General features: G+C 42.3%; 24 protein-coding genes. 14 read left to right on the top strand and 10 right to left on the bottom strand.

The window, feature by feature from the left end:
* The first annotated feature begins 15 nt into the window (after positions 1 to 15).
* From OFO12_RS02250 to tkt, 8 genes are read left to right on the top strand one after another with little or no spacing between them, the layout of a single operon-like run.
* On the top strand, positions 16 to 687 hold the full coding sequence (locus OFO12_RS02250; protein WP_270869308.1) for a SapC family protein: 672 nt from the start codon (positions 16 to 18) through the stop codon (positions 685 to 687).
* A 23-nt stretch (positions 688 to 710) separates the two neighbouring features.
* Positions 711 to 977 (top strand): NifU family protein, encoded by a 267-nt coding sequence (locus tag OFO12_RS02245; RefSeq protein WP_270869307.1) that lies wholly within the window; start codon positions 711 to 713, stop codon positions 975 to 977.
* Entirely contained in the window at positions 967 to 1,521 is a 555-nt protein-coding gene (locus OFO12_RS02240; protein ID WP_270869306.1) for a histidine kinase, read from the top strand. Before OFO12_RS02245 ends, OFO12_RS02240 begins: the two co-directional genes overlap by 11 nt.
* Entirely contained in the window at positions 1,505 to 2,794 is a 1,290-nt protein-coding gene (locus OFO12_RS02235) for a UDP-N-acetylmuramoyl-L-alanyl-D-glutamate--2,6-diaminopimelate ligase (RefSeq protein ID WP_270869305.1), read from the top strand. Before OFO12_RS02240 ends, OFO12_RS02235 begins: the two co-directional genes overlap by 17 nt.
* Complete coding sequence (gene panD, locus OFO12_RS02230) at positions 2,791 to 3,138, top strand: aspartate 1-decarboxylase (RefSeq protein WP_270869304.1); 348 nt, start codon at positions 2,791 to 2,793, stop codon at positions 3,136 to 3,138. The genes OFO12_RS02235 and panD overlap by 4 nt, the downstream gene beginning before the upstream one ends.
* Before the next feature lie 3 nt (positions 3,139 to 3,141).
* Positions 3,142 to 3,465, top strand: coding sequence for a YbaB/EbfC family nucleoid-associated protein (locus tag OFO12_RS02225; protein WP_270858475.1), 324 nt, complete (start codon positions 3,142 to 3,144; stop codon positions 3,463 to 3,465).
* 8 nt (positions 3,466 to 3,473) lie between these two features.
* Positions 3,474 to 4,325: a polyprenyl synthetase family protein gene (locus OFO12_RS02220; protein WP_270869303.1), complete on the top strand. Its 852-nt coding sequence runs from the start codon at positions 3,474 to 3,476 to the stop codon at positions 4,323 to 4,325.
* Between the two features lie 2 nt (positions 4,326 to 4,327).
* Entirely contained in the window at positions 4,328 to 6,238 is a 1,911-nt protein-coding gene (tkt, locus tag OFO12_RS02215) for a transketolase (protein ID WP_270869302.1), read from the top strand.
* A 68-nt stretch (positions 6,239 to 6,306) separates the two neighbouring features.
* On the opposite strand, the gene OFO12_RS02210 is transcribed toward tkt, so the two are convergent.
* Positions 6,307 to 7,116 (bottom strand): hypothetical protein, encoded by an 810-nt coding sequence (locus tag OFO12_RS02210; RefSeq protein WP_270869301.1) that lies wholly within the window; start codon positions 7,114 to 7,116, stop codon positions 6,307 to 6,309.
* Between the two features lie 151 nt (positions 7,117 to 7,267).
* Between OFO12_RS02210 and OFO12_RS02205 the strand changes: the two genes are divergently transcribed.
* On the top strand, positions 7,268 to 7,774 hold the full coding sequence (locus tag OFO12_RS02205) for a glycine zipper 2TM domain-containing protein (protein WP_270869300.1): 507 nt from the start codon (positions 7,268 to 7,270) through the stop codon (positions 7,772 to 7,774).
* 111 nt (positions 7,775 to 7,885) lie between these two features.
* On the top strand, positions 7,886 to 8,893 hold the full coding sequence (locus OFO12_RS02200) for an AI-2E family transporter (RefSeq protein ID WP_270858470.1): 1,008 nt from the start codon (positions 7,886 to 7,888) through the stop codon (positions 8,891 to 8,893).
* A 50-nt stretch (positions 8,894 to 8,943) separates the two neighbouring features.
* Here the strand turns inward: OFO12_RS02200 and gdhA are convergent, their stop codons facing one another.
* The 6 genes from gdhA to gltX form a co-directional block, all read right to left on the bottom strand.
* Positions 8,944 to 10,302 carry an NADP-specific glutamate dehydrogenase gene (gene gdhA, locus OFO12_RS02195; RefSeq protein WP_270869299.1) on the bottom strand — a complete coding sequence of 453 codons (1,359 nt, stop codon included), beginning with the start codon at positions 10,300 to 10,302 and terminating at the stop codon, positions 8,944 to 8,946.
* A 9-nt stretch (positions 10,303 to 10,311) separates the two neighbouring features.
* On the bottom strand, positions 10,312 to 10,989 hold the full coding sequence (locus tag OFO12_RS02190) for an MqnA/MqnD/SBP family protein (RefSeq protein ID WP_270869298.1): 678 nt from the start codon (positions 10,987 to 10,989) through the stop codon (positions 10,312 to 10,314).
* 116 nt (positions 10,990 to 11,105) lie between these two features.
* The gene (locus OFO12_RS02185; RefSeq protein ID WP_270869297.1) at positions 11,106 to 11,471 is read right to left on the bottom strand and encodes a hypothetical protein; all 366 of its coding nucleotides are present in this window, start codon (positions 11,469 to 11,471) and stop codon (positions 11,106 to 11,108) included.
* Positions 11,472 to 11,571: 100 nt separating this feature from the next.
* Positions 11,572 to 13,032: a nicotinate phosphoribosyltransferase gene (locus tag OFO12_RS02180; protein WP_270869296.1), complete on the bottom strand. Its 1,461-nt coding sequence runs from the start codon at positions 13,030 to 13,032 to the stop codon at positions 11,572 to 11,574.
* A gap of 50 nt (positions 13,033 to 13,082) precedes the next feature.
* Positions 13,083 to 14,336, bottom strand: coding sequence for a malic enzyme-like NAD(P)-binding protein (locus OFO12_RS02175; RefSeq protein ID WP_270869295.1), 1,254 nt, complete (start codon positions 14,334 to 14,336; stop codon positions 13,083 to 13,085).
* Positions 14,337 to 15,716 (bottom strand): glutamate--tRNA ligase, encoded by a 1,380-nt coding sequence (gene gltX / locus OFO12_RS02170; RefSeq protein ID WP_270869294.1) that lies wholly within the window; start codon positions 15,714 to 15,716, stop codon positions 14,337 to 14,339.
* 79 nt (positions 15,717 to 15,795) lie between these two features.
* On the opposite strand from gltX, the gene OFO12_RS02165 reads away from it, so the two are divergent.
* Positions 15,796 to 16,662 carry a SurA N-terminal domain-containing protein gene (locus OFO12_RS02165; RefSeq protein ID WP_270869293.1) on the top strand — a complete coding sequence of 289 codons (867 nt, stop codon included), beginning with the start codon at positions 15,796 to 15,798 and terminating at the stop codon, positions 16,660 to 16,662.
* A 119-nt stretch (positions 16,663 to 16,781) separates the two neighbouring features.
* Here OFO12_RS02165 and OFO12_RS02160 read toward each other — a convergent pair whose 3' ends face one another.
* The 3 genes from OFO12_RS02160 to selA are packed head-to-tail and all read right to left on the bottom strand — an operon-like array spanning position 16,782 to position 20,773.
* Positions 16,782 to 17,495 (bottom strand): histidine kinase, encoded by a 714-nt coding sequence (locus tag OFO12_RS02160; RefSeq protein WP_270869292.1) that lies wholly within the window; start codon positions 17,493 to 17,495, stop codon positions 16,782 to 16,784.
* Between the two features lie 52 nt (positions 17,496 to 17,547).
* Positions 17,548 to 19,368, bottom strand: coding sequence for a selenocysteine-specific translation elongation factor (gene selB, locus OFO12_RS02155; protein WP_270869291.1), 1,821 nt, complete (start codon positions 19,366 to 19,368; stop codon positions 17,548 to 17,550).
* The gene (selA, locus tag OFO12_RS02150; protein ID WP_270869290.1) at positions 19,361 to 20,773 is read right to left on the bottom strand and encodes an L-seryl-tRNA(Sec) selenium transferase; all 1,413 of its coding nucleotides are present in this window, start codon (positions 20,771 to 20,773) and stop codon (positions 19,361 to 19,363) included. The genes selB and selA overlap by 8 nt, the downstream gene beginning before the upstream one ends.
* Positions 20,774 to 20,944: 171 nt before the next feature.
* Between selA and OFO12_RS02145 the strand changes: the two genes are divergently transcribed.
* The 3 genes from OFO12_RS02145 (at position 20,945) to OFO12_RS02135 (ending at position 23,692) form a co-directional block, all read left to right on the top strand.
* On the top strand, positions 20,945 to 22,603 hold the full coding sequence (locus tag OFO12_RS02145) for a 4Fe-4S binding protein (protein ID WP_270869289.1): 1,659 nt from the start codon (positions 20,945 to 20,947) through the stop codon (positions 22,601 to 22,603).
* A 2-nt stretch (positions 22,604 to 22,605) separates the two neighbouring features.
* Positions 22,606 to 23,295 (top strand): hypothetical protein, encoded by a 690-nt coding sequence (locus OFO12_RS02140; protein WP_270869288.1) that lies wholly within the window; start codon positions 22,606 to 22,608, stop codon positions 23,293 to 23,295.
* Positions 23,296 to 23,488: 193 nt separating this feature from the next.
* Positions 23,489 to 23,692, top strand: a complete 204-nt coding sequence (locus tag OFO12_RS02135) for a twin-arginine translocation signal domain-containing protein (RefSeq protein WP_270864785.1) — start codon at positions 23,489 to 23,491, stop codon at positions 23,690 to 23,692.

Here is a 23,692-nt window from a genome sequence, read left to right as displayed (position 1 = left end):
ATTTAAGGACAAATCATGAGACCGGTTATACTCGATAGCGTAAAACACGCAGACCTAAAATACCACGCAGACGCGATTCCAAACGAGCCGTTTGTGCCTGTAATCGCGCCTGAGGTTCCAGCGTGTTCTGATAAATTAGTCATCGTTTTTACAAACGAGCCTGAGCCAAAAATGGTAGCACTTCTAGGCCGTTCAAAAAATCTTTTAATCGACAAAAGCTACAAAGGCATGGTGCCATCAGCTATCCAAAACTACCCATTTTTCCTAGCCAAAATCGAAGATCGCATGGTGATTTGCTTCGATGAGGACGCCAAACAAATCAAAGGTGAGGGCGAGGCGCTGTTTGAAGAGGGTAAACCAACGCAGTTTTTGGAAAATTTGAAAAGCGTAATGAAAAACTACTGGGAGCTAAACGCCATTACTAGCGAGGCTGCAAAAGAGCTAAAAGAGGCTGGCGTTTTGGAAGCAAAAGAGCTAAATATCCAAAGAGACGGCGAGACGATTACGCTATTAAACGGCTTTTTGATACTAAACCGCGAGAAACTTTTGGGCCTAGATGATAAAAAACTAGCCGAATTTGCGCGCAAAGGCTATTTGGAGCTAGCGTTTTTCCACCTAAAAAGCCTAAGCAATCTACAAACCCTAGGCGATAAAATCATGGCAAAAGACGCGCCAAAAAGCAATTAAAGAGCGAATTTAAAGGAATTTTAATGATACCATTTAGCGATGAAGAGCTTTTAGGTCCTGTCAAGGCTAGTCTCGATACTATCCGCCCAATGCTACAAAATGACGGCGGTGATATGGAGCTTCGTGGCATTAAAAACGGCGTTGTGTATGTCACGCTCACAGGACATTGTCATGGTTGCGCAGCTAGCGGACAGACACTGAAATTCGGCGTAGAAAGACAGCTTCGTATGGATATCCACCCAGAACTTAGCGTCGTAAATATCCCACAAGGCGAGAAATTTGAGCTATAAATCAAAAGGGCTAAACGCCCTAAAATCTGGCAAATTTGAGTTTGCTAAAACATTTTTTGCCCTAGCGCAAGAGCAAAAACCAAGCGATGAGCTTTTGTTTTTAATCGAGCTTTGCGATTTGGGGCTTAGCGAGCCAGAAGAGGCCTTGATGCTGTATGAATTTTACACCCTAAAACCCAAGCCAAAACCTAGCGTTTTGTTTCGAATTTTAAACTCAATTAACGAAAAAATCGCTAAGAAAAATGCTGAAATTTCAAAGAAATTTTCAGACGAGGCTGAGAGGATAGACGCGATTTTATACAAAGATTTCATGCGCGCTGTAAAGGAGAGTGGAAGCTTTAAAAATGTCTTTGAGAGCGTGATTTTCTCGTCAAAAATTGCGGTTGAGAACAAAGACGAGATGATTGAGTTTTTGCAAAATTTGCTTGCAAATGGATTTGATGAAATTTGCATTAATTATATCGAGGCGAGTTCGGAGCATTTCGCTGGGGATTTGCGCCTAGATGAGATTATAAAAAAGATAAAAAATGAAAATAGGGATTAAAAATAGTTTTATTACCGATAATTCGGGCGAGTGCGAGAGCGGGTGCTATTTTGTGCAAACTAGCGCAAATTCCAAATTTAGCGCACAAGCCGAGCAAAACGGCGCACAAATCATTTCTATTAGCAAAGCAAAGGCGCTTTTAGGGATTGATGAGAGTATCAAAATCGTAGGCATTACCGGCACCAACGGCAAAACCACGACCGCTGCGCTGATTTATTCTATGCTTTTGGATTTGGGGTATTCTGTGGGGCTGTGTGGCACCAGAGGGGCTTTCATAAACGATAAAAAAATCGATGAAAAGGGGCTTACGACAAGCTCTGTTTTTAAAACGATGAGTTATTTGCTAGAAGCAACTAAGCAAAAATGCGAATTTTTCGTCATGGAGGTTAGCTCGCACGCAATCGCGCAAAACCGCATTGAAGGGCTAAATTTCACGCTTAAAATTTTTACAAATTTAAGCCAAGACCATTTGGATTATCATAAAACTATGAGTGAATACGCCGCGGTAAAAAGCTCGTTTTTCGCCGATGAGAGTGCAAAGCTTATCAACAAAGACGACGGTCATATCGAATTTAACCTAAAAAATGCCCTAACTTATGGTGTGAAAAATCCAGCCACTTTTAGCGTGCTAGCTTACAGCGTAAAAGGCGCAATCGACGCTATGATAAAAACTCCAAATGGCGAGTTTGAAATTTCTAGCGAATTAATCGGCGAATTTAACCTTTACAACGCCCTAGCAGCCTTTGGCGCAGTTAAAATGCTAACTAATAAAAACGAAAAAGATATCGCAAAGGCAATGTCAAATTTCGCAGGAGTTGAGGGCAGGGTGCAAGTAGTAGCCAAAAATCCCCTTGTCATCGTGGATTTCGCGCACACGCCAGATGGGATCGAAAAGGTGCTAAATGCGCTCAAAGATAACGAATTAATCGTGGTTTTTGGTGCAGGTGGCGACAGAGATCCTCTAAAACGCCCATTAATGGGGGCTATGGTGGAGCATTTCGCTAAATTTGCAATCATCACTAGCGATAATCCGCGAAGCGAAGACCCTGAAAAAATCATAGCGCAAATCGAAGAGGGTATGCGACAAAAAGAAAAAATCACAAAAATCGCAGATCGCAAAGAGGCGATTAAAAAAGCCATAAATTTAGCGCAAAATGGCGAAGTGGTCGTGATTTTGGGCAAAGGCGATGAAACATATCAAGAGATAAAGGGTGTAAAATATCCATTTAGCGATAAAGATGTCGTTTTAGAGATTTTAAAGGAGCAAAAATGAAAATAACAATGCTTCAAAGCAAAATTCACAGAGCCCGTGTAACGGACGCAAATTTAAATTATGTCGGCTCGATTACGATTGATAGGGAGCTTTTAAAAGCCAGTGGCATGATAGAGTTTCAAAAGGTTGAAATTTTAAATATCAACAACGGCGAGCGATTTAGCACATATATCATCGAGGGCGAGAAAAAGGGCGAGATTTGCCTAAATGGCGCGGCTGCGCGCAAAGTCTGCGTAGGCGATGTCATCATCATAGTAAGTTATGCGCAAATGAAGCCAGACGAGGCGAAAAAATTTAGGCCAAAAATCGTGCATGTAAATGACAAAAATGAGATTGTGGAGTAAGAGATGTTTGAGGGAATGGATTTTTCTAAAATGGGCGAAATGATCGAGCAAATGCAAGAAAAAGCAAAGCAGATCCAAGAAGAAAACGCCAAAAAAGAATTTAGCGTCAAAGTCGGCGCTGGTATGGTCGCTATCAAAATCAACGGCGCTGGCGAGGTTTTGGATGTGGAGATCGACGATAGCCTTTTGGAGGATAAAGACAGCTTGCAAATTTTGCTAATCTCAGCGATAAATGACGCCGTAAAACTCATAGAAAACGAAAAGAAAAACGCCGCAACTGCCATGCTAGGCGGTCTTGGCGGACTAGGCGGATTTGGCGCGAATTAGGAATAAAAATGGAAATTTTAAAGGAATTTAAAGAGTATTTGCGCGAAAACCCGCTTCACGCACCTAGTTTTCACCCGTATTTCGAAGAGGCGTTAAATTATATGTTGGGTGCTGGTGGGAAGCATTTTCGCGCTCAACTGCTTCTTGGCGTGGTCGCTGCTATAAATAAAAATAAATTTGCAGACGCCCTGCCTGTCGCAAAAGCCCTAGAAATGGTGCATACATACTCGCTAATCCATGATGATTTACCCGCTATGGACAATGCTGATTTTAGGCGCGCTCATCAAACCATACACAAAAAATACGATGAGGTTACAGCGATACTCGTGGGCGATGCGTTAAATACTGACGCTTTTTTGGTGATTTCTAAGTCAAATTTAAGCGCAGAGATTAAGGTAAAATGCGTTGAAATTTTAGCCAAAAATGCAGGTTCGGCGGGCATGGTTTTGGGTCAAGCGATTGATTGTTATTTTGAGAAAAAACACCTAGAAATATCAGATTTAAAATTTTTGCACCTTCACAAAACAGGCGCCCTAATAGCCGCTTCGTTTGAACTAGGCGCTGTTATAGCGGGTTTGGGCGATGAAAAGGCAAGGAAATTTTATGGCGTCGGGTTAAATTTGGGACTAGCTTTTCAGATACAAGATGACATCATCGACGCCACACAAAGCTCCCAAACCGCAGGAAAGCCTACTATGCACGACACGGATAAAAATTCTTTTACGAATTTACTCGGCGTCGAACGCGCCAAAGAGTATAAAAATTCACTCATTTCGCAAATCGAAGAAAGTATGAGCGATGAGAGTGAAAATTTGCAAAATTTAGTATCAAATTTGATAAACAAATATCTGAAAGGATAAAAATGAGAAGTAAAATTTCAAACACCATTAAATTTTTGAGTGCGGATATGATCCAAAAGGCCAATTCCGGCCACCCGGGCACTCCTATGGGGCTAAGCGATGTGATGAGCGTGCTTATGGAAAAGCTAGTGCATAATCCAAAAAACCCAAACTGGCTAAACCGCGATCGCCTCGTGTTTTCCGGCGGTCATGCAAGTGCTTTGGTGTATAGCTATCTCTATCTGAGTGGCTATGATATCGCGCTGGAAGATTTGAAAAATTTCCGTCAGCTTCACTCCAAAACCCCAGGTCACCCAGAAATCACAACCCCAGGCGTAGAAATCGCCACAGGTCCGCTAGGTCAAGGCGTGGCAAACGCTGTGGGTTTTGCAATGGCGGCAAAATACGCTGCAAATTTGCTAAATGACGAAAACACAAAGGTAATCGATCATAAAATTTACTGCCTTTGCGGGGACGGCGATTTAGAAGAAGGTATCAGCTACGAAGCATGCGCGCTGGCAGGTTACCACAGCCTAGATAATCTAGTCATTATCTACGATAGCAACAAAATCACGATTGATGGCTCAACTTCGATTGCGTGGGACGAGGATATCAAGGTCCGCTTCGAAGCCCAAGGCTTTGAGGTAGCTCGCATAGACGGACACAATTTCGATCAAATCGAATTTGCCCTAGACGAGGCCAAAAACAAAACCAAACCATACCTAATCATCGCAAATACCGCTATCGGCAAGGGTGCATTGGAGCTAGAAGGTAGCCACAAAACTCACGGCGCACCTTTGGGTGAGGATCTCATAAAAAGAGCCAAAGAGGCGCTTGGATTTAACCCTGATGAGAGTTTTAGCGTGAGCGAAGATGTGCTTTTCGCCACTCGCGCAGCCGTAGAAAAGGGCGATTTGGCTGAGAAACTATGGAACGAAAAAATCGCAAATTTAAGCGCGGAGAAGAAAAATTTATTAAACTCACTTCAAAATCCAAATTTTGACGCTATACAATTCCCTGATTTTAGCGGTCAAAAGGTCGCTACGCGCGATAGCAATGGCAAAATTTTAAACGCAATCGCGGCAGCGCTTCCAAGCTTCATAGGCGGAAGCGCAGACCTTGCGGCCTCTAATAAGACCGAATTAAAGGGCTTTGGCGACTTCCCGTATGGCAAAAATTTCCATTTCGGGATTCGCGAGCACTCAATGGCTGCGATAAACAACGCCATTGCAAGATACGGGCTATTTATCCCATTTTCTGCGACATTTTTTATTTTCAGCGACTATCTCAAAAATAGCGCTAGAATGGCGGCGCTTATGAGCCTAAGGCACTATTTTGTTTTCACTCACGATAGTATCGGCGTAGGCGAGGACGGCCCGACTCACGAGCCAATCGAGCAACTCTCAACCTTCCGCGCAATGCCGAATTTCTACACCTTCCGTCCGGCTGACGGCAACGAAAATGTAGAGTGCTGGCGCGCAGCACTTGCCACAAACGCCCCTGCTGCCTTTGTTTGCTCGCGCCAAGGCTTGGAGGCTTTGCCAAAGGCTGTATTTGGCGAGGCAAAAAACGGCGCGTATTTGATCAAAGAGTGCGAAAACGCCGATATCACGCTAGTAGCTAGCGGTAGCGAAGTAGGAATCTGTCTAAAAGCAGCCGCGCTTTTGCAAAGCGAAAATATCAGAGCAAATGTCGTTAGTGCGCCTTGTTTCGAGCTTTTGTGCGAACAAAGCGAAGAATACAGGGCTAGAATTTTCAAAGGCAAAGTCCTAGCCGTCGAGGCTGCAAGTGCGCTAGAATGGTATAAATTCGCTGATGAAATTTTAGGCATGAAGAGCTTTGGCGAGAGCGCACCAGCTGGCGAGCTATTCAAACTTTTCGGTTTTAGTGATGTAAATGTCGCTAATGAAGCGAAAAAACTATTAAATAGATAATCCAAAATTTAGCCAAATTTCAAAATTTGGCTAAATTCCTTTTAAATTTCACTAAATTTTACTAAATTTTACTTGCAATCGCTTGGGGTGATTACGATAGAGGCTAGGTTGTTGTCGATTTTAGGCAGGGTGTAGCGCCACTCCATGGCGATTTCGTTATCTCTGTATTCGGCTAGCTCCTCAGCCTTGCAGTAAAGTTCCAAAAGCTCGCCACTTTTTAAAACCAAATTCGAGCGCAACTTATCCTCGATTTGGCTGATTTTTTCCATTGCCTCTGGTGGAAGGTCGAATTCATAGTAGTGCGTCAAAAGGTTGTCTTGGCAGGTTATGTCGCTATAAATCACAACGCCGTTTTTGTATGGCAAATCCTTTTTGCTAGCCTTGATTAGCGCGATAGTTTCGGCGTTTTGGCATTTATCGGCGTTTTCTTGTGCGCTTTTATTTTGATTTGGAATTGATAAAATTATCGTTTGCGTGGAAGTGGCTGGCTGAGAGGAAACGGCTGGCGCCTCTGCCATCTCAGGCTCACTTGGTGCGAGATTTTTTGTATTAGGCTCATTAGAAACACTCGGCGCGCTTTTTTCTTGCGCGAAATTTGGCGCTTCTAGCGTCTTTGGCGCGCTTGCAATTTCACCCAAGCCATCTTTGCTCGCATTAAAAGCAGCTGGCGTATCAGGCATGGCTAGCGTGGTAGAATTTATAGGTTTTGTCGGTGTTGCGGAGTTTGCGGCAGCGATTTTGTCAAATTCGCGTGAAATTTCTAGCTCTATGGAATCATTTTTTTTCGTGTTTGCTAAGCGCTGTTTTCCTCTTTTTTTCTCCTCTCCGCACCCCGCTAAAAACACCAAAAGACTAGCCAAAACTAGAAATTTTCTCATAAATTTCCTTTTTTTAAATTTTGCAAGAATTATAACGATTTAGGCTTAAATTTGTAATAGCAAAAATTTAGCCAAATTTAATATATGATTAAAATAAATTTACCACGGGAGTGTATAATCCTCACATTTTATCTCATTTTAAGGAGTTTTAATGAAAAAATCTCTACTTAGCCTTAGCGTAGTTGCGATGATTGCGCTTAGTGGTTGCTCTAACAAATCAGAAACTTTGGGACCTGATGTCTATGACGAGCACGGATTAAACCAAGAACAAAGCGCCAAAACTATCCAAATTCTCTCAATCGTCCCAGCCAAGGTCAGGGTCGACAATACCGAAAACAAACGCCTAGCCCAAGCCGCAGGTGGCGTAGTAGGCGCTGTGGGCGGAGCTGTGCTAGGTCATAAAATGGGCGGTCGCCACGAAACAGGCGGAGCTGTGGCTGGTGGCGCAATAGGTGGTGTGCTAGGAGCAGGAGCAGGATCGATGGTAAGCGATACCAAGGTAATCGACGCCGTGACAATCACATATAAAGATGGCAAATCGCTTAAAAGCTCGACACAAGCAGGTCGCGTGTGCCAGTATGCTAATGGCGAAGCACTGATGATTTCATCATACTCTGGCGAGACGAGAATCCAGCCAAACGCGGTGTGCGCTGATTAAATTTAGCCGAATTTACCCGTGAAATTTACGGGTAAATTCCACTTTGCAAAAAATCTAAAATTTACAAATTTTTATTAAAATATAGAACAAATTTCAAAATTTAGGATTACAATGAAACTTCAAATGTCCCTAATCTCGGCTGCTTGCGTGGTGATAATCATAGCAGGACTTAAAGCTGCTGGCTCGATTATCGTGCCGTTTTTGTTAGCGATTTTTATCACGGTTTTGATTTCGCCACTAATGCTATCTATCCAAAAACTGCGCGTTGGGCGATTGTTTAGCTTTTTGATTGTGGTTTTGGGATTTCTTGGCGTTATGGGATTTATGGGCGATATCGTATTTAAGGCGGTCAGAGAGTTTTCGGCGCAGTTGCCGGAGCTGGGGGCGAAATTTAACCAGGTCCTAGGTGGCGCGCAAGAGCGGTTGAATAATTACGGCATTGATTTTGACCTAGCTAGTCTTGGTGCTGAGCCCTCTGAAATGGTATCTCGCGCGACAGCTGTGGCGAAAAAAACAGGCGGAATTGTCAGCACCGGGTTTTTCGTCTTTATTTTGGTCTCGTTTATGGTCTTTGAAAGCTCGGTAATCGACGCAAAAATCAAATATTTTTCCGCGCGTAACCGCGGTATGCATAAATTTATGAAAAAATTTGCCCCAAGCCTGAAAAAATATCTACTTATCAAAACGATTTCAAGTGCCACGACAGGCGCGCTAATCGGGCTTTGTCTGTGGCTACTTGGCGTGCCGTATGCAGCACTTTGGGGGATTGTAGCCTTTATGCTAAATTATATCCCTACAATCGGCTCTATAATCGCCGTTTTTCCGACACTTTTTGTAACCTTGGCGACAATGGATTTAAGCGTGAGTATTTGGGTCGTGGCGATTTATCTTATCGTAAATGTCGTCATCGGAAATATCATCGAACCGCGTTTCATGGGCGAGGGGCTAGGGCTTTCGACACTAAGCGTGCTTGGAGGTCTTCTTCTTTGGGGTTTTGTCTTTGGTGTGGGGGGTATGTTTTTGGCTGTGCCACTTACTATGAGCATACAAATCGCGCTAAATTCGAACGAACGCACGAAATCTATCGCAACGCTTTTAAGCAATAAAATTGAGCATTAAATTTTAAAATTTTAAAATTTCGCTAGGGAAATCCTAGCGAAATTTAGCTATTAAACATAGCCTTGATCTATCATCGCATCGGCTACTTTGCGGAAACCTGCGATATTTGAGCCAAGAACTAAGTTGCCCTCATCGCTGAATTCTTTCGAGGTTTCATAGCTAGTGCGGAAGATATGCCTCATAATCTCGTGTAACCTGCCATCGACCTCCTCGAAACTCCATGATTCAAGTTGCGCATTTTGCATCATTTCTAAGCCACTTGTCGCCACGCCACCAGCGTTTGCTGCCTTTGCAGGGCCAAATAAAAAGTCTTTTTGAGCTAACATAAAATCAATCGCAGCTAGCGTGCTAGGCATGTTTGCCCCCTCGCATACAAGGCGACATCCGTTTGCGTATAGGGTTTTGGCGTCCTCTAAGCTTAGCTCGTTTTGTGTAGCGCTTGGGAAGGCTGCGTCGCATTTGACGCTCCATACGCCATTTCTGCCCTCTGGATACTCGCTAACTGGGGTAAATTTAGCGTTTTTGCGCTCTTTGACATACTCTGCAAGACCTACTCTAAGCTCTTCTTTTAGCTTTTTTAGAAGTGCCAAATCAATGCCGTCTGGATCGTAGATAAAGCCGGTAGAATCGCTAACGGTAACCGGTTTGGCTTCTAGTTGATATAGTTTTTCGACTGTGTATATTGCCACATTTCCAGCACCTGAGATTGCGCAGACTTTGCCACGAAGTGCTTCGCCTTTTTTAGCTAGCATTTCTTGTGCGAAATACACTGAGCCGTATCCTGTGGCTTGCGTGCGAGCTAGGCTTCCGCCCCATGCTAGGCCTTTGCCAGTAAGTGCGCCATCAAATCTGCGAGTGATTTTTTTGTATGCGCCATATAGGTATCCGATCTCTCTACCGCCCACGCCGATATCGCCGGCTGGGACATCTGTATTTTCGCTAATAAGCCTGTGAAGCTCTAACATAAATGCTTGGCAAAATCTCATAATCTCGCCGTCGCTTTTGCCTTTTGGATCGAAATTTGCGCCACCTTTGCCGCCACCGATATTAACGCCTGTGAGTGAATTTTTGAAAATTTGCTCGAAACCTAAAAATTTCAAAACACCCATATTTACGCTAGGGTGAAATCTAAGACCGCCTTTGTATGGGCCAAGCGCTGAGTTAAACTCGACGCGGTATCCCGTATGCACGCAAGGCTCGCCACGATCGTTTGTATAGACTACGCGAAAGCTTAGGCTTCTCTCTGGCACGGTGATTCGCTCTAAAATTCTGTGTTTTGTGTATTTTTCTTCGCGCTCGATTAGGGGAGCAAGAGAGTTAAAAATTTCAGTCGCTGCTTGTATAAAAACTTCTTCGCCCGGATTTTGCTCTTTTAGGTTGTTTAACAACCCTGCCACATAACTGTTCATATCTCCTCCTTAAATTGGTTTATAATTAAATTTGCTTGCTTTTTTTAGGAAAATTTTAAGTGCGCGCCTCTCGCGCGCGCCGACTTTGTAGCTTATGAGTTGGAGGTATTCTAAGATGTCTTTTTCAGCAATTCCTCTGCTTCTAGCGTATTTGATGAGGATATATTGCGGGATTTTGACCTTAGTGCGTAAAAACGCCTCGGTAAGTTTGGCGTAAATTTCGTGGTTTTTAACGGAGCATAAAATTCCAAAAACAAATGGCAAATTTGTGTTTTTGTGCCAAATTTCGCCCAAATCGTAAAATTTCTCCTCCCCTTGCGATAAAATCGCGCGCAGAGCGTTATCGCCGATGATGACCTCGCCATTAATGCCTAAAATTCGCGAGAGCATATTTGAGCTCATCGAGGCTGGATCTAGGCGCGGGGTGGTGTTTTTACGCACGAGCACGCTTTTTACCTTTTTTTGGGCGACTATGCCAAGAGGGTGGGTGGAGTATTTTTTGTGGCGGGATTCTATGCTAGAAATCACGGCCGCATCGACACGCATTGCGCGCAAATCACGACAGAGCTTGCTAGGCACGCCTTTTTTGAGCTCTATGAATTTTTTGGTATGCGCTGGCAAAGGTAGAGATTTTAAATACACATGAAAAGGGAGTAAATTTAAATAATCTATCTTGCCAAATCGCATCCATATTCCTATTTTAAAATTCGTAAATTATATTACTATTTTTGTAAGAAAAAGTTAAAATTTTAAAATTAATAAAACTAATAAATTTTGCCACCAAAGAAGTGGCAAAATTTGGATTAATTGACTTGTGAGATTGAGAGTGAGTTGTATTTGCTAAACTCGACTATACCCTCGCCACCCTCTTTGAAGTGGATACTGACACCTTTGTCATTTTCCATGTAAATTCCGCTAGCTGAGCGTTGGCGAGTTAGGTTGTGAGTTTTGCCCTCGCTATCAGTCAAAACCGCTGTGTCAAACAAATCGTTTGAAGCTAGGCTTAGTTTTTTGCCATTTTCGGTTTTGAAATTTAGCACTTCCATTTTGGCGGTTGCTGTGGTGTGGTTTTGCTCGTTAATCGCGTCCTCTGGGGATTGGCGAAGCTGCTTTGAGGCGCAACCTGCCAAAAGTAAAAGTGCAGTCATGCATGAGAGAATTTTGCTCATTTTCTATCCTTTTAAAATGAAATTTTACGCAAGAAATCTTGCAAACGCGCAATTATAGTCAAAATTTTTATTTCAAAAGTAAATAAAAATTTACTATTTTCTACGATTTGCCTAAATTTGCGTTTATTTCATCAATCAGTGATTTTCGCGTCTCCCAAAGCTTAGCCGATAAATCTACTTTGTAGGTTTGTGGGTGGATATTTCGCAGGTATTCGCACCAAAATTTCGCCTTAGCCTTGCGCGAAAATTCGGCGATTTGCATGACGGATTTTTTCTCGCCGACAAATTTACCATGGACAAACACAGGCTTTAACATAGCCTTTGCGCTGAAATTTTCGAGTTTTTTGCGTTTGTAGGTGTAGAGTGGGTGGAAAATTTCAAGCGCTGAGCTCTCGTCGATACTTTCATTTTCAAGCGTGATTAAATCCGCTAACGCCATGCCGCTATCTTTGTCATAGAGCCTGAAAAACTGCTTGTAGCCGGGGTTGTTTATCTTGCGTGGGTCGTTTGAAATTTTAATCTTTGGCAAAATTTTGCCCTCTTTTTCGATACCGCTTAGCTTATAAACGCCGCCAAGGCTTGAACTATCGCCACCTGTGATTAATCTCGTGCCAATGCCCCAGCTATCGATTTTAGCGTCGAAAAGTTTGAGCTGATCGATCGCGTATTCGTCCAAATCGTTGCTGGCTGTGATTTTGGCGTCCTTAAATCCAGCGTTATCAAGCATTTTACGAGATTGTTTGGTCAGATACTCCAAATCGCCAGAATCAATGCGAATTCCAAGCGGTTTGTGGCCTTGCTCGCGAAGTTCTTCAAAAACCTTAATCGCATTTGGCACGCCAGAATTTAGCGTATCGTAGGTATCGACGAGCAAAAGCGCGGAGTCTGGGTAAATTTTGGCGTAAGCGCGAAAGGCCTCGATTTCGCTAGGAAAGCTTCCAATCCACGCATGAGAGTGCGTGCCGATAGCTGGTATGTCAAAAATTTTGGCAGCCAAAACATTTGAAGTAGCCACGCAACCGCCGATTATAGCGGCCTTTGCGCCAAAAATCGCAGCACTTTTATCCTGCGCTCTGCGAAGCCCAAACTCCATAACCAAATCGCCCTTTGCACTGAAATTTATGCGCGAGCTTTTGGTGGCGATTAGGGTTTGGAAATTTATGGTGTTTAAAATCGCAGTTTCGATTAACTGCGCCTCGATGATATTTGCTTTGACGCGGATTAGTGGCTCGTGCGGAAATACGACCTCGCCCTCATCGACAGCGTAAATTTCGCCGCTAAATTTGAAATTTTCAAGGTAGGTTAAAAATTCCTCCTTAAAACTCCCAAGCGAGCGCAAATACGCTATATCATCACTGCTAAAATGCAAATTCTCTATATAATCCACCACTTCGCTCATACCGCAAAATATCGCGTAACCGCCACCACATGGGTTTTTGCGGTAATACATATCAAAAACTGCGACTTCGTGCGGTTTTAAGAAAAAATATCCTTGCATCATTGTGAGTTGATAAAAGTCAGTAAGCAGGGCTAAATTTGATGAATTTTCGAAATTTTGCATTTTTTTGATACCTTAAATTTTGAAATTTCCCGAAAAACGGGAAATTTCGATTATTTTGATTGTAAAGATTTTTTGTAAGCCTCGAAATCGAAATTGCTTACTCTTGCTACGCCATCATCGATCGCAGCTTTTGCAACAGCAGCTGAAATGATAGCAAACACGCGCGGATCAAATGGATTTGGTATGACATAATCTCGTCCAAATTTTAAATCCTTTTTGCCTAGCATTTTTAGCACATCTGGGTGGATTGGCTCACGGGCAAGCTCTGCCATAGCGCGAGAAGCGGCTAGTTTCATATTTTCGGTGATTTTTTTGGCCTTTACATCTAGCGCACCACGGAAAATGTAAGGGAAGCCCAAAACATTGTTGATTTGGTTAGCAAAGTCGCTTCTGCCAGTGCCTACGATCGCATCGTCTCTCACGGCATACACCTCATCTGGGTAGATTTCAGGCACAGGGTTAGCCAGAGCGAAGATTATCGGCGTTGGCGCCATTGATTTTACCATTTCGGCTGTTACGACGCCCGGTTTGCTAAGGCCAAGAAACATATCAGCCCCCCTCATCGCATCTGCTAGGCTTCTATCGTTTGTGTCGATAGCAAATTCCATTTTTTGCGGGTTCAAATCGTTTCTGCTAGTATGAATTACGCCTTTTGAATCGAGCATAATTACATTTTTTGCGCCAAGACTTTTATAGAGTTTCGCGCACGCGATACCTGCTGCACCAGCACCAGATACTACGATTTTCATATCTTCGATTTTTTTGCCACTGATGTAGGCTGCGTTGATTAATCCAGCGCCTGTAATCATCGCCGTGCCGTGCTGATCATCGTGCATGACAGGGATATCGACGGCATTTTGTAGCTCTTTTTCGATTTCAAAGCACTCAGGAGCTTTAATGTCCTCTAAATTTATTCCACCAAATGTCGGCGAGATAGCCTTGCAAATTTCGACTATTTTTTTAGGATCTGTTTCGTTGATCTCGATATCAAAAGCATCTACGCCAGCAAATTTTTTAAACAAAACCGCTTTTCCCTCCATTACTGGCTTTCCTGCGATTGCGCCTATATCTCCTAGCCCCAAAACAGCCGTTCCGTTTGTGATAACTGCGACAAGATTTGATTTGTTGGTGTATTTGTATGCTAGCTCATTATCGGCCTCGATTACCTTGCAAGGCTCGGCCACACCCGGTGTGTATGCTAGGGTCAAATCCTCTGGTTTCGCGCATGGGGTTTTGACATTTATGCCGATTTTTCCACCGATATGATACTCTAATGCCCTTTCTTTCAAATCATTTTGTGCCATTTAAATTCCTTTCTGTAATAAGCTAGAAATTCTAGCTTTAACCTCGTCGCTACCTAAAATTTCAATCATTTCAAATATCGACGGACTTACGCTCGTTCCTGTTATGGCGACTCGCAAAGGTTGGGCTAAATCTTTTAGCTTCACTTCGTTTGCCTCCAAAAATTCCATTGTCTTCGCCTCGATTTCGCTTGCAACGAAATTTGAGGTTAAAATTTCTTGGAATTTTGCGAGTAAGGCTATCGAATTTTCGTTGATAAACTTTTTATACGCTTTTTCATCATAAATTTTTAAAGGATTGATTAAGGTTGCAATTCCGTTCGCCATTTCGGCTAGGGTTTTTGCCCTCTCTTTGTATTGATTGATGATAAGCTCTTTTTTAGCGTGATTTACTATATCTACGCCAAATTCTAGCAGGTGGGCGCAGGCTTCGGTGGTGCTTAAATTTTTAATGTAATGCGCATTTAGCCAATCAAGTTTGGTTTGGTTAAATGTGCTTGCACTTTTGCCGATATTATTAGGATTAAAGAGTTTTTTCATATCGTTCATGCTAAAAATTTCATCGTCCCCATGCGACCAGCCAAGGCGGACTAAGAAATTTAGCAGAGCCTGTGGCAAATAGCCCATTTTTTTGTATTCCATGACATCTGTCGCGCCGTGGCGTTTAGAGAGTTTTGAGCCGTCAGAGCCATTTATCATAGCGACATGGTAAAATTTCGGAACCTTAAAGCCAAGCGCGTTATAAAGCACGATTTGTTTTGGGGTATTTGATAGGTGATCGTCGCCTCTGATGATGTCTGTAACGCCCATTAGCGCGTCATCTATAACGACCGTGAAATTATAAGTCGGCGTGCCGTCGCTTCTAGCGATGATAAAATCGTCTAAAATGTCTTTGGCTTCAAATTTCATATCGCCTTTGATACCGTCGCTGAATTCTATCGTGCCATCAAGTGGCGATTTTATGCGGATTACTGGCTCGATACCAACCGGCGGAGTGCCTGTGAAATCGCGATACCTATTATCGTATTTTGGGCGCTCTTTTCTGGCTTCTTGCTCGGCTCTTAGCGCGTCTAGCTCGGCCTTGCTCATATAGCATTTATATGCTTTACCTTCATCAAGGAGCTTTTGGACATATTCTTTGTATAAATCAAATCGTGAGCTTTGATAGACGATTTCGCCGTCGTAGTCTAGACTACACCATTTAAACGCCTCTTCGATAGCCTTTGCAGCCTCTACCGAATTTCTTTTTAAATCCGTATCTTCAATGCGAAGCAAGAATTTGCCGTTATTTGCTCTTGCGTATAGGTATGAAAACAGCGCGGTTCTTAATCCGCCGATGTGCAAATACCCTGTCGGGCTTGGTGCGAAACGAGTTACAATCATAAATTTCCTTTTTAAAATTTTACTTTTTAATGTTATAATCGTGGGATTATAAAGCAAAAAGACTAAATAAAGGTTGAAAATGATAAAAAAACTAGCCGTTGTTGCACTTTTAGGTTTTGGCGCGTTAAACGCAAATGTCGTAAATAGCGTCGTGGCTGTCGTAGAAAACGAGCCGATTACGAATTACGAATTAGCCAGAGTCCAAAAGGCCACAGGTGCCAGCCCGCAAGCTGCAATGGAAATTTTAATCAAGCAAAAATTGCAAGATTCAGAGATTAAGCGCAGAGGAATCACCGTAAGCCCAGCCGAAATAGATAACCGCATAAAAATGATTGCCGAGCAGAACAAACTCAGCCTAGAACAGCTACAAAAGGCGTTAAAACAGCAAAAAATGTCAGAAGAGGCGTTTAGAGAAAATGTGCGTCGTGGAATTTTAGAAGAAAAGCTTTATGGACCGCTTTTTGCCGATGTGCAACGCACCGTAACGCCACAAAATGTGCGCAGATTTTATGAGCAAAACCCATCTTTATTCACGACCTTTGATAGCATTACGCTAACTCGCTATATCGCAAAAACTGAAAGCGCTCTTAATCCTATCAAACGCAATCCAAACGCCCGCCCTGGCAATGTATATGTTATGCGTGGCACGCTAAAATCTAGCCAAATGGACGCAGGGCTAAAATACATCGTCACAAGCGTGGATAAGGGCAAATTCTCGCCAGTTATCCCTACGGCAAATGGATATGAGATGTTTTATGTTAATGACAAAAAGGGCGTGCAAACGGCTGATTTCGAAAGCGTGCAAGAAAAGGCAATCGAGGCCTATGTTACTAACAAACGCAAAAAAATGGTCGAGGAATTTAATGATAGAATCCGCGCAAACGCCAATGTTCGCATAATAGATCGCAACCTAAATCCTACAAATTCTACAAAAAAATCTAAATAACTTACCCAAAATTTTGGAAATTTTAAAATTTCCAAAATTTAAATTTTAATGAAATTTTGAAATTTACCCCACGCTAAATTCGTAAATTTAGCGTGGAATTTAAAGTGTAGTTTTGAAATTTATTTTAATTTTGAAGTTTCAATGATAAATGGCACTGAATTCATGCCGGCTGAGAAGTATTTATCGGCGATAGCTTTTGCGCTTTTTAGTTCCTCAGGGCTTACGCTTGAAGCGTTTGCTTTGTTATCTTCGGCATAGTATTTGCGCAAAACAGCGATTTTTTCGGCGTCAGTTTTGGCTGATTTGACTTCTTTGTAAATCAGTGCTGATTTGGCATGACCGCTATCTCCATGCACTGATGTCATTATGATTTCGACATTGTTGCTTTTAAGCGTTCGCTCGATTTCGGCTAACTCTCTACGACAAAACGGACACTCAGCGTCAGTTAGCATTAGCAAAGTTGGCTTTTTAGGGTCATTTCCAAGGGTAATGATATTGTCTTTGCTTTCGCTTTTATAGACGCTTGCTACACCTTTTGAAAGTCTAGATTGTTTGATTTGATCTTTGTAAAGAATCTGTTTTTTAGGGTCGATTACATCCATTAAAACCAAATCTCCACTAGTGAAAATCACCTCTTCTTGTGAAATTTCGCCATTTGAAATTTTCAAAATCACAGCTTGGATATCTTTTAGCCCCTCTACTGGCATACGCTCAGCCACGCTGATTTTTAAATTTGCTGGCAAACCGCCATACATAGATAAAATTTCGCTATCGCTAAGCGCGGCATTTAGGCTTAGCGCGCCCGCAAGCGAGAAAAGTAAAACTTTTTTCATTTTCTTCCTTTTTTAAAAAATCCAACGATTTTAGCCAAAATTTGTAAATAACTTATTTTTTTAAGTAGCGTTTATTATCGATTGTGATGATATCGCCTAGATTATCGAGGTATTCTAGGTAAGAAATCGCAAATTTCCTGCTTAAATTTAGGCTCTCTTTGACATTTGCTACATCGGCAAAACCAGCTTCTTTTATCAAATCATAAAGCTTTTTGATAATCTGGCTTAAATTCCCAGCCTCCACAAAGAGATTGTGCGCTAGGCGAACTACCTTTTTAGAATATGTTAGTTTTTTTAGAGCGTCATCGCCACTGACGCGGTCGATATCGAGCATTTCGTAGATATTATATGGCGCGAGCGGGGCGATTCCGCCTTTTTTGATGATGTCGAAAATTTTGCCCTCCAAGCTCTGTTTTAAATCCTGTAAATTCGCCCCTTTTTTGATATACACGCCACCGGTTTTTTCTATCACGCTGGCCCTTTCTAGCTCACTAAGCACGAGGGAGGCTAAGCTTTCGCTAGCCCAAGAGAGTTTTAGGGCGATTGAGGTTGGGGAAAATACAGCGTGCGGGTTTTTGTCTATGATAAATTTAATCAATTCTTTGATATCGCCAATCGCGCTATTATCATACACGCACAGCGTCGCTTCGTCAAAATATGTATTTGGTATCGTCTTAGCAATCGCTTTTGCGCTATCATAATCCATATCAAATCTCTGATACGCCGAAAACAGCCCAAATCCGTGGCGGTGAAATTTGCTTAAAATTTCAAAGGCTTTTTTGAAATTTTTGTGCAAAAGTGCTGTTAAAAACTCTGCCTTGTTTGCCTTTTTTAGTGGCTCGATGACCGCATTTAGCACCCTTCCACCCCCACACACGCGAGAGTTTGCCAAGCATACAAATGGCTCGTCAAATTTCAAAAACATAGTTTTTTCAAATTTGAAATTTATCAAAAATTCGCCGCTATCAAGCTCTTTGATAATGCGCGCTTTTGCTGGCGTTTGCTTTGAGCCCACACAAAAGCTCACATCTTCCCCGTGCGCTATTTTGCCACGAAAGAGCGTATCGGCTTCGTTAAATCCCCTAAAAAAGCCCTTTTTAGTGAGGATATAGCCTCGCTCTAACTCGCTAGTTTTAGCGTCAAGCGCGATTGCTACGCGGTTTGGCGCATACGCAACCTGCGTGTCGGTGTCGTGGATTTGCAGGCTTTTGGCGGTTAAAATTTTGCCACAATCTGCGCAAAGAAGCTTTTCGCCACGCGAAATTGCCCCGCTAATAAGCGAGCCAGTTACCACCGTGCCAATGCCTTTTAAAGTGAAAATTCTATCTATATAATAGTGCAAAATTCCCCCATTTTTGCGCGGTTTTGGCTTTATATTAAATAGATAAGATTTAAGCTCATCAACGCCTAAATTTGTCTTTGCGCTTAGGAAAAATGTATTTAAAATTTGCAAATTTGAAAATTTGGCTATAAATTCCTCGCACTCTTTTTTAACTTCGTTTTGGCGCGGGCTGTCCGTGAGATCGCACTTTGTGATACACAAAACCACGCTTTTTACATCTAAAAGCGATAAAATTTCGATATGCTCCCTGCTTTGGGGCATTAGCCCGTCATCACTAGCGACGATTAAAAGTGCGCAATCAAACGCATACGCCCCACTAATCATAGTCTTAACTAAATTTTCATGCCCCGGAACATCGATAAATGCGATATTTGCGTTTTTTGATTTTAAATTTGAAAAGCTTAAATCAATCGTGATTCCGCGCTCAATTTCGCTTGCCAATTTGTCGCCATCGACGCCATTTAGCGCCTTTATGAGTGCGGTTTTGCCATGATCGATATGCCCTGCTGTGCCGATTATGACGCTATTCATACATTTCCTTTAAAATTTTTATTAGTTTTTGTAAATCGTGCTTTAAAATGGCGCGAAAATCAAGCAAAAATTTATCATTTTCAATGCGCCCGATAATCCCGCGCGCCCTAAATTTCGCCGAAATTTCCTCTGGGCTAGCGTTTTGGCTAAGCACCAAAGCGACGCTATCGTAGTTTTTGCAAGGCAGACTCCCGCCACCCACAAAGGTTTTTGTGCGAATAAGGCTTGCTTGAAATTTAGTATTTTTTAGCGCGTCCAAAACACCCTGCGCGCGCCTTTCAAGCTCGCTAAGGGGCAGATGAATTTGATCAATCGTAGGAATTAGCGAAAATTCTTTGTTAATGTAAGCCTTAATCGTTTCGTTTAAAATCGCAAGTGTGATTTTATCAGCGCGAAGCATACGCAAAAGCTGATTTTTGCGCAGTTTTTGGATTAAGGATTTCTCGCCCAAGATTATCCCGCACTGCACGCTTCCAAAAAGTTTATCCCCGCTAAAACTAATCAGCCTAGCCCCAGAGGCTAAAATTTCGCCAATTTTTGGCTCGTTTTTAGTTAAATTCGCGCCCAAATCATTTACGCTCCCGCTTCCAAGATCGTAATAATCAATAATTTCGCTAAATTTTTCCTCTTCGCAAATTTTAAATTCCAGCTCTTTTTTCTCGTAAAATTCAGCCTTTTTCTCGCTCGCAAATTTTGCTAAACGCGAAATTTCGCCTATTTCCACACTTTGCGTGAAACCTGAAATTTCAAAATTTGAACGATGAATTTTCATCAAAACTGCCGTATTTTCGTTTATGGCGTTTTGATAATCCGAAATTTTAGTCTTATTTGTGGTGCCAATCTCACGCAAAATCGCCCCAGAGTTTGCCATGACCTCGCTTACCCTAAAACTCCCGCCGATTTCGACTAGCTCGCCACGACTTACCACGACTTCGCGCCCCCTAGCAAAGGTATTTAGCACCAAAAATACAGCCGCTGCGTTGTTATTTACCACAAGTGCGCTCTCGCAGCCAAAAAGCTCAGCCAAAAGCGCGCTAGTATAATCGTAGCGATTGGAGCGCGTTCCGCTATCTAGGTCGAATTCGAGGTTAGAATAGGCGCAAATCGCCCCCTGCGCGCGAGATAAAATTTCAGGCGAAATCACGCTACGACCGAGATTGGTGTGAAGCACGACGCCGGTTGCGTTGATAAGCGGGCGAAGTGCGAGATTTGCGAATTTTTCGTAGCGAGATTTGATTTGCGCGATGATTTGCTCTTCGCTAGCGCACGAATTTTCGCCATTTACCAGGCTGGTTCGAAATTCGTTTATGACCTCTTTTGCGATCCGTAAAATCACAGGCTTCAAAAGTCCATGAAATTCCGCGCTGTTTGCGATTTTATCGACTTTGGGAAGTTTGATTTGCATTTAAAAAATCCTATAAATTTTGTTTTTACGGACTATTTTTATCACTATTTTTATTAAAATTTAACATGCCAAAAAAATTACAAATTTAACTTATGTTTAGTTTAAATTTACATTTAACGATTGTTTAGAAAATGAGTGTAAAAAATGCGAATTTTGTTTTTAGGATAGAAAATGAGCGAATACGGATTTAGCCCAGTGGGCGTAAAAGAGGTCGTTTTAGGCGATAGCATAGAGGTTTGCGCTGATAGCGAAAAACACTTTGTAGTGGCAAATTCGCCTAGCTTAAAGGCTGAAATTTACGCGCCAGAGATAAATTTTTATATAAATTCCACAAACGATGAAATGCTTCAAATCGCTAGAAATGTCGAAATTTTATACGAAGCAAAGGCGGTGATGTTTGATTATGGCGCAGATAATGCCTATCAAAAACCAGTGGGAAAAAATATAATTTTCGTAAGCGATAATGAGCGCAAAAGCTGTGTAAATGCACTCAAAAACGCTGGATTTAAGGTGATTTGCCTAACTCACGCTGAGGTGAAATTCGTCTATGGTGGGATTGGCGATTTGAGTGTAAGCGTGCTAAGTAACACCGATGAATACGAGGTCGAGGCTGATTTTTTCTTAGTAGAAAATGCAAAAAGCTATCAACTTCGTCAAAGTGGTTGCTATGAAATCGCAGGGTTAAATGATGATGAAATTCTAGCTCTCGTATCCGAAAAATCGCCGATTTACACTTACAAAAACAACATTTCATTTAACGCAAACCTCTGTCAATACGAGGGCAGGAGAGTGGAGCTGTGTGCCAAATGCGTGGAGGTTTGCCCTAGTGTGGCACTTTTGAAAGATGAGCAAAATCGCAAGCTTGAAATTTCGCATATTGATTGCATAGCCTGTGGTAGGTGCGTGAGTATCTGCCCCACAGGCGCGATTAGCTCGGCAAAACAGCCACCGATTGCGATTAGCCAAATGGCGAAACTCTACGCTGGCAAAATTCCGCTTCTTGCCCATGAGGCGAGCTTTGGCGAGATTTCGGGCGTGAGTTTGCCTTGTGGGGTGCTTCCATTTGGAATTTTTGCTAAATTTCAGCTTGATGAGATTTTTTTGCTTAGCATAATGCAAGAAACAGGCTCGCAAATCGTGCTTTTTGAGGGCGAGATTTGCGAAGCTACAAAAGATGCGATAAATCTCATAAATAGCGCTACAATGGCGATTTATGGCGTGCAGGGAGTGTTTGCGGCTAGCGATGAAGCCCAGCTAAAAACTGCGCTAAATTTGGCTAAAAGCGGGCAAAAATGGAAATTTAGCCTAAATGAGACAAATTTGAGCAAAATCGAGATTTTCTCATCTCGTATGGCATTTATGGTGGGCGAGGGCGATTACGGCGTGGTCGCAAACGGCGCGTCGCAAAGCCACGCTAAAATCAGCATAAATGAGCAAACCTGCACGCTGTGCCTATCGTGCGCGGGCGCGTGCAACACAGGCGCACTTTTTGCCGATAAAAGCGATAATTCGCTCAAATTTAACGCTTCGCTTTGCGTGGGGTGCGATTACTGCGTGCGAAGTTGCGCCGAAGCTGATACAATGGCGCTTGATTTGTGTGGCGTAGAGCTTAAAAAAGAGTTTTTCGAGTATCAAATTTTAGCCCGCGACGAGTTGTTTGAGTGTATCGAGTGCGGCAAAAAATTTGCCACAAAAAAGGCGATTATGAAAATCGCAAATTTGATGAGCGCGCACTTCGCGGACGACGCAGATAAGGCAAAAACGCTGTTTTGTTGCGCTGATTGCAAGGCGAAAATTATGATTTTAAAGCAAATGCAAGAGGAGATTTGAAAATGGATTTAAATTTGATTAAGGCTAGGTCGTATTATTATGAATTTTTCGCAATTCCGTTTTTTTTCTACGAAAACGGGGCTAAATTTAGCCTGTGGAAAGAGCAACTCGAATTTCTAAAATCATCGCCGATTAGCGAAGCGGACGCTAAGAATTTTGAAATTTTGCAAAATTTTAGTTTTGAGGAGTTTAGGCGCGAGCAAAACGATGTTTTGTTTGATTTTTCCTTTGTCAATGTCCCAACGACAGCTAGTTTTTACGACGAGGGCAGGGACGAGGGCAGAATGAAAATCCTCATCACAAACACCCTTAAAAAGAGCAAATTTCGCCGTAACAGCGAGCTTTGCAAGGATAGCGAGGATTTCGTGGGATTTATTTTTTATCTGCAATCTTCGCTTTTGCGCGATGAGGCGGAGGCGCAAAATGGAAATATTTTCCTTTCAACCGAGCTTTTTGCAAGCGTGATAAATGAGTTTTGCGACCATTTTATAGGGCTTTTAAAGGAGCATAAGAGTTCGAAATTTTTTAGGGCGTTGGCTGGGATTATGGAGAGTTTTTTTGCTTTGGAGCGTTCGCTTTTGGCCATGCCAAAACCGCAAAAAGATAAAAATATCGCCAAAGAATCGATTAATGCTAAGCTTTATCGCGGAAATTTCAAAAATGCGAAGCACAATTTTGAATTTGACGAGTAAATTCGCTAAAATTTTGGCAAAATTTGGCTAAATTCGCCGAATTTTAGCCTTTCTTAAAATAAAATTAATCTTAAATTATAATTTTATTTTTAACCGCTTTATTATTAACTTTTCGTTAATATCAGCTATTTTAAGATATGTAGCAGGCGTTACGACAAAGATTAAAATAAAATTTCCTTTTAAAGGAGAGATTATGCAAAGCAAACGCAGAGATTTTCTCAAAAAATCTCTAAAAGTCGGCGCCGTCGGTGCCGTAGGTATAGCTGCTAGCGTGGCTAGTGCAAACGGTGATAAAGATACTCCCCAACCAAACACAGTTCGCGGAAAATCACCAAAAAAAGAGGTGCTTTACTTTGAAAGTGAAGCGTGGCAAAAATACTACAAAGTAGCGTATTAG

Origin of the sequence: Campylobacter sp. JMF_04 NA10, from assembly GCF_027737655.1 — a bacterium.
Taxonomy (GTDB): domain Bacteria; phylum Campylobacterota; class Campylobacteria; order Campylobacterales; family Campylobacteraceae; genus Campylobacter_B.
Note: the sequence above shows the minus strand (reverse complement) of the source record. Positions and strands in the feature narration are given on the sequence as shown.

Coding starts and splice junctions, on each gene's coding strand:
- OFO12_RS02250 (WP_270869308.1), top strand. CDS start 16: ATGAGACCGGTTATACTCGATAGCGTAAAACACGCAGACCTAAAATAC.
- OFO12_RS02245 (WP_270869307.1), top strand. CDS start 711: ATGATACCATTTAGCGATGAAGAGCTTTTAGGTCCTGTCAAGGCTAGT.
- OFO12_RS02235 (WP_270869305.1), top strand. CDS start 1,505: ATGAAAATAGGGATTAAAAATAGTTTTATTACCGATAATTCGGGCGAG.
- panD (WP_270869304.1), top strand. CDS start 2,791: ATGAAAATAACAATGCTTCAAAGCAAAATTCACAGAGCCCGTGTAACG.
- OFO12_RS02225 (WP_270858475.1), top strand. CDS start 3,142: ATGTTTGAGGGAATGGATTTTTCTAAAATGGGCGAAATGATCGAGCAA.
- OFO12_RS02220 (WP_270869303.1), top strand. CDS start 3,474: ATGGAAATTTTAAAGGAATTTAAAGAGTATTTGCGCGAAAACCCGCTT.
- tkt (WP_270869302.1), top strand. CDS start 4,328: ATGAGAAGTAAAATTTCAAACACCATTAAATTTTTGAGTGCGGATATG.
- OFO12_RS02210 (WP_270869301.1), bottom strand. CDS start 7,116: ATGAGAAAATTTCTAGTTTTGGCTAGTCTTTTGGTGTTTTTAGCGGGG.
- OFO12_RS02205 (WP_270869300.1), top strand. CDS start 7,268: ATGAAAAAATCTCTACTTAGCCTTAGCGTAGTTGCGATGATTGCGCTT.
- OFO12_RS02200 (WP_270858470.1), top strand. CDS start 7,886: ATGAAACTTCAAATGTCCCTAATCTCGGCTGCTTGCGTGGTGATAATC.
- gdhA (WP_270869299.1), bottom strand. CDS start 10,302: ATGAACAGTTATGTGGCAGGGTTGTTAAACAACCTAAAAGAGCAAAAT.
- OFO12_RS02190 (WP_270869298.1), bottom strand. CDS start 10,989: ATGCGATTTGGCAAGATAGATTATTTAAATTTACTCCCTTTTCATGTG.
- OFO12_RS02185 (WP_270869297.1), bottom strand. CDS start 11,471: ATGAGCAAAATTCTCTCATGCATGACTGCACTTTTACTTTTGGCAGGT.
- OFO12_RS02180 (WP_270869296.1), bottom strand. CDS start 13,032: ATGCAAAATTTCGAAAATTCATCAAATTTAGCCCTGCTTACTGACTTT.
- OFO12_RS02175 (WP_270869295.1), bottom strand. CDS start 14,336: ATGGCACAAAATGATTTGAAAGAAAGGGCATTAGAGTATCATATCGGT.
- gltX (WP_270869294.1), bottom strand. CDS start 15,716: ATGATTGTAACTCGTTTCGCACCAAGCCCGACAGGGTATTTGCACATC.
- OFO12_RS02165 (WP_270869293.1), top strand. CDS start 15,796: ATGATAAAAAAACTAGCCGTTGTTGCACTTTTAGGTTTTGGCGCGTTA.
- OFO12_RS02160 (WP_270869292.1), bottom strand. CDS start 17,495: ATGAAAAAAGTTTTACTTTTCTCGCTTGCGGGCGCGCTAAGCCTAAAT.
- selB (WP_270869291.1), bottom strand. CDS start 19,368: ATGAATAGCGTCATAATCGGCACAGCAGGGCATATCGATCATGGCAAA.
- selA (WP_270869290.1), bottom strand. CDS start 20,773: ATGCAAATCAAACTTCCCAAAGTCGATAAAATCGCAAACAGCGCGGAA.
- OFO12_RS02145 (WP_270869289.1), top strand. CDS start 20,945: ATGAGCGAATACGGATTTAGCCCAGTGGGCGTAAAAGAGGTCGTTTTA.
- OFO12_RS02140 (WP_270869288.1), top strand. CDS start 22,606: ATGGATTTAAATTTGATTAAGGCTAGGTCGTATTATTATGAATTTTTC.
- OFO12_RS02135 (WP_270864785.1), top strand. CDS start 23,489: ATGCAAAGCAAACGCAGAGATTTTCTCAAAAAATCTCTAAAAGTCGGC.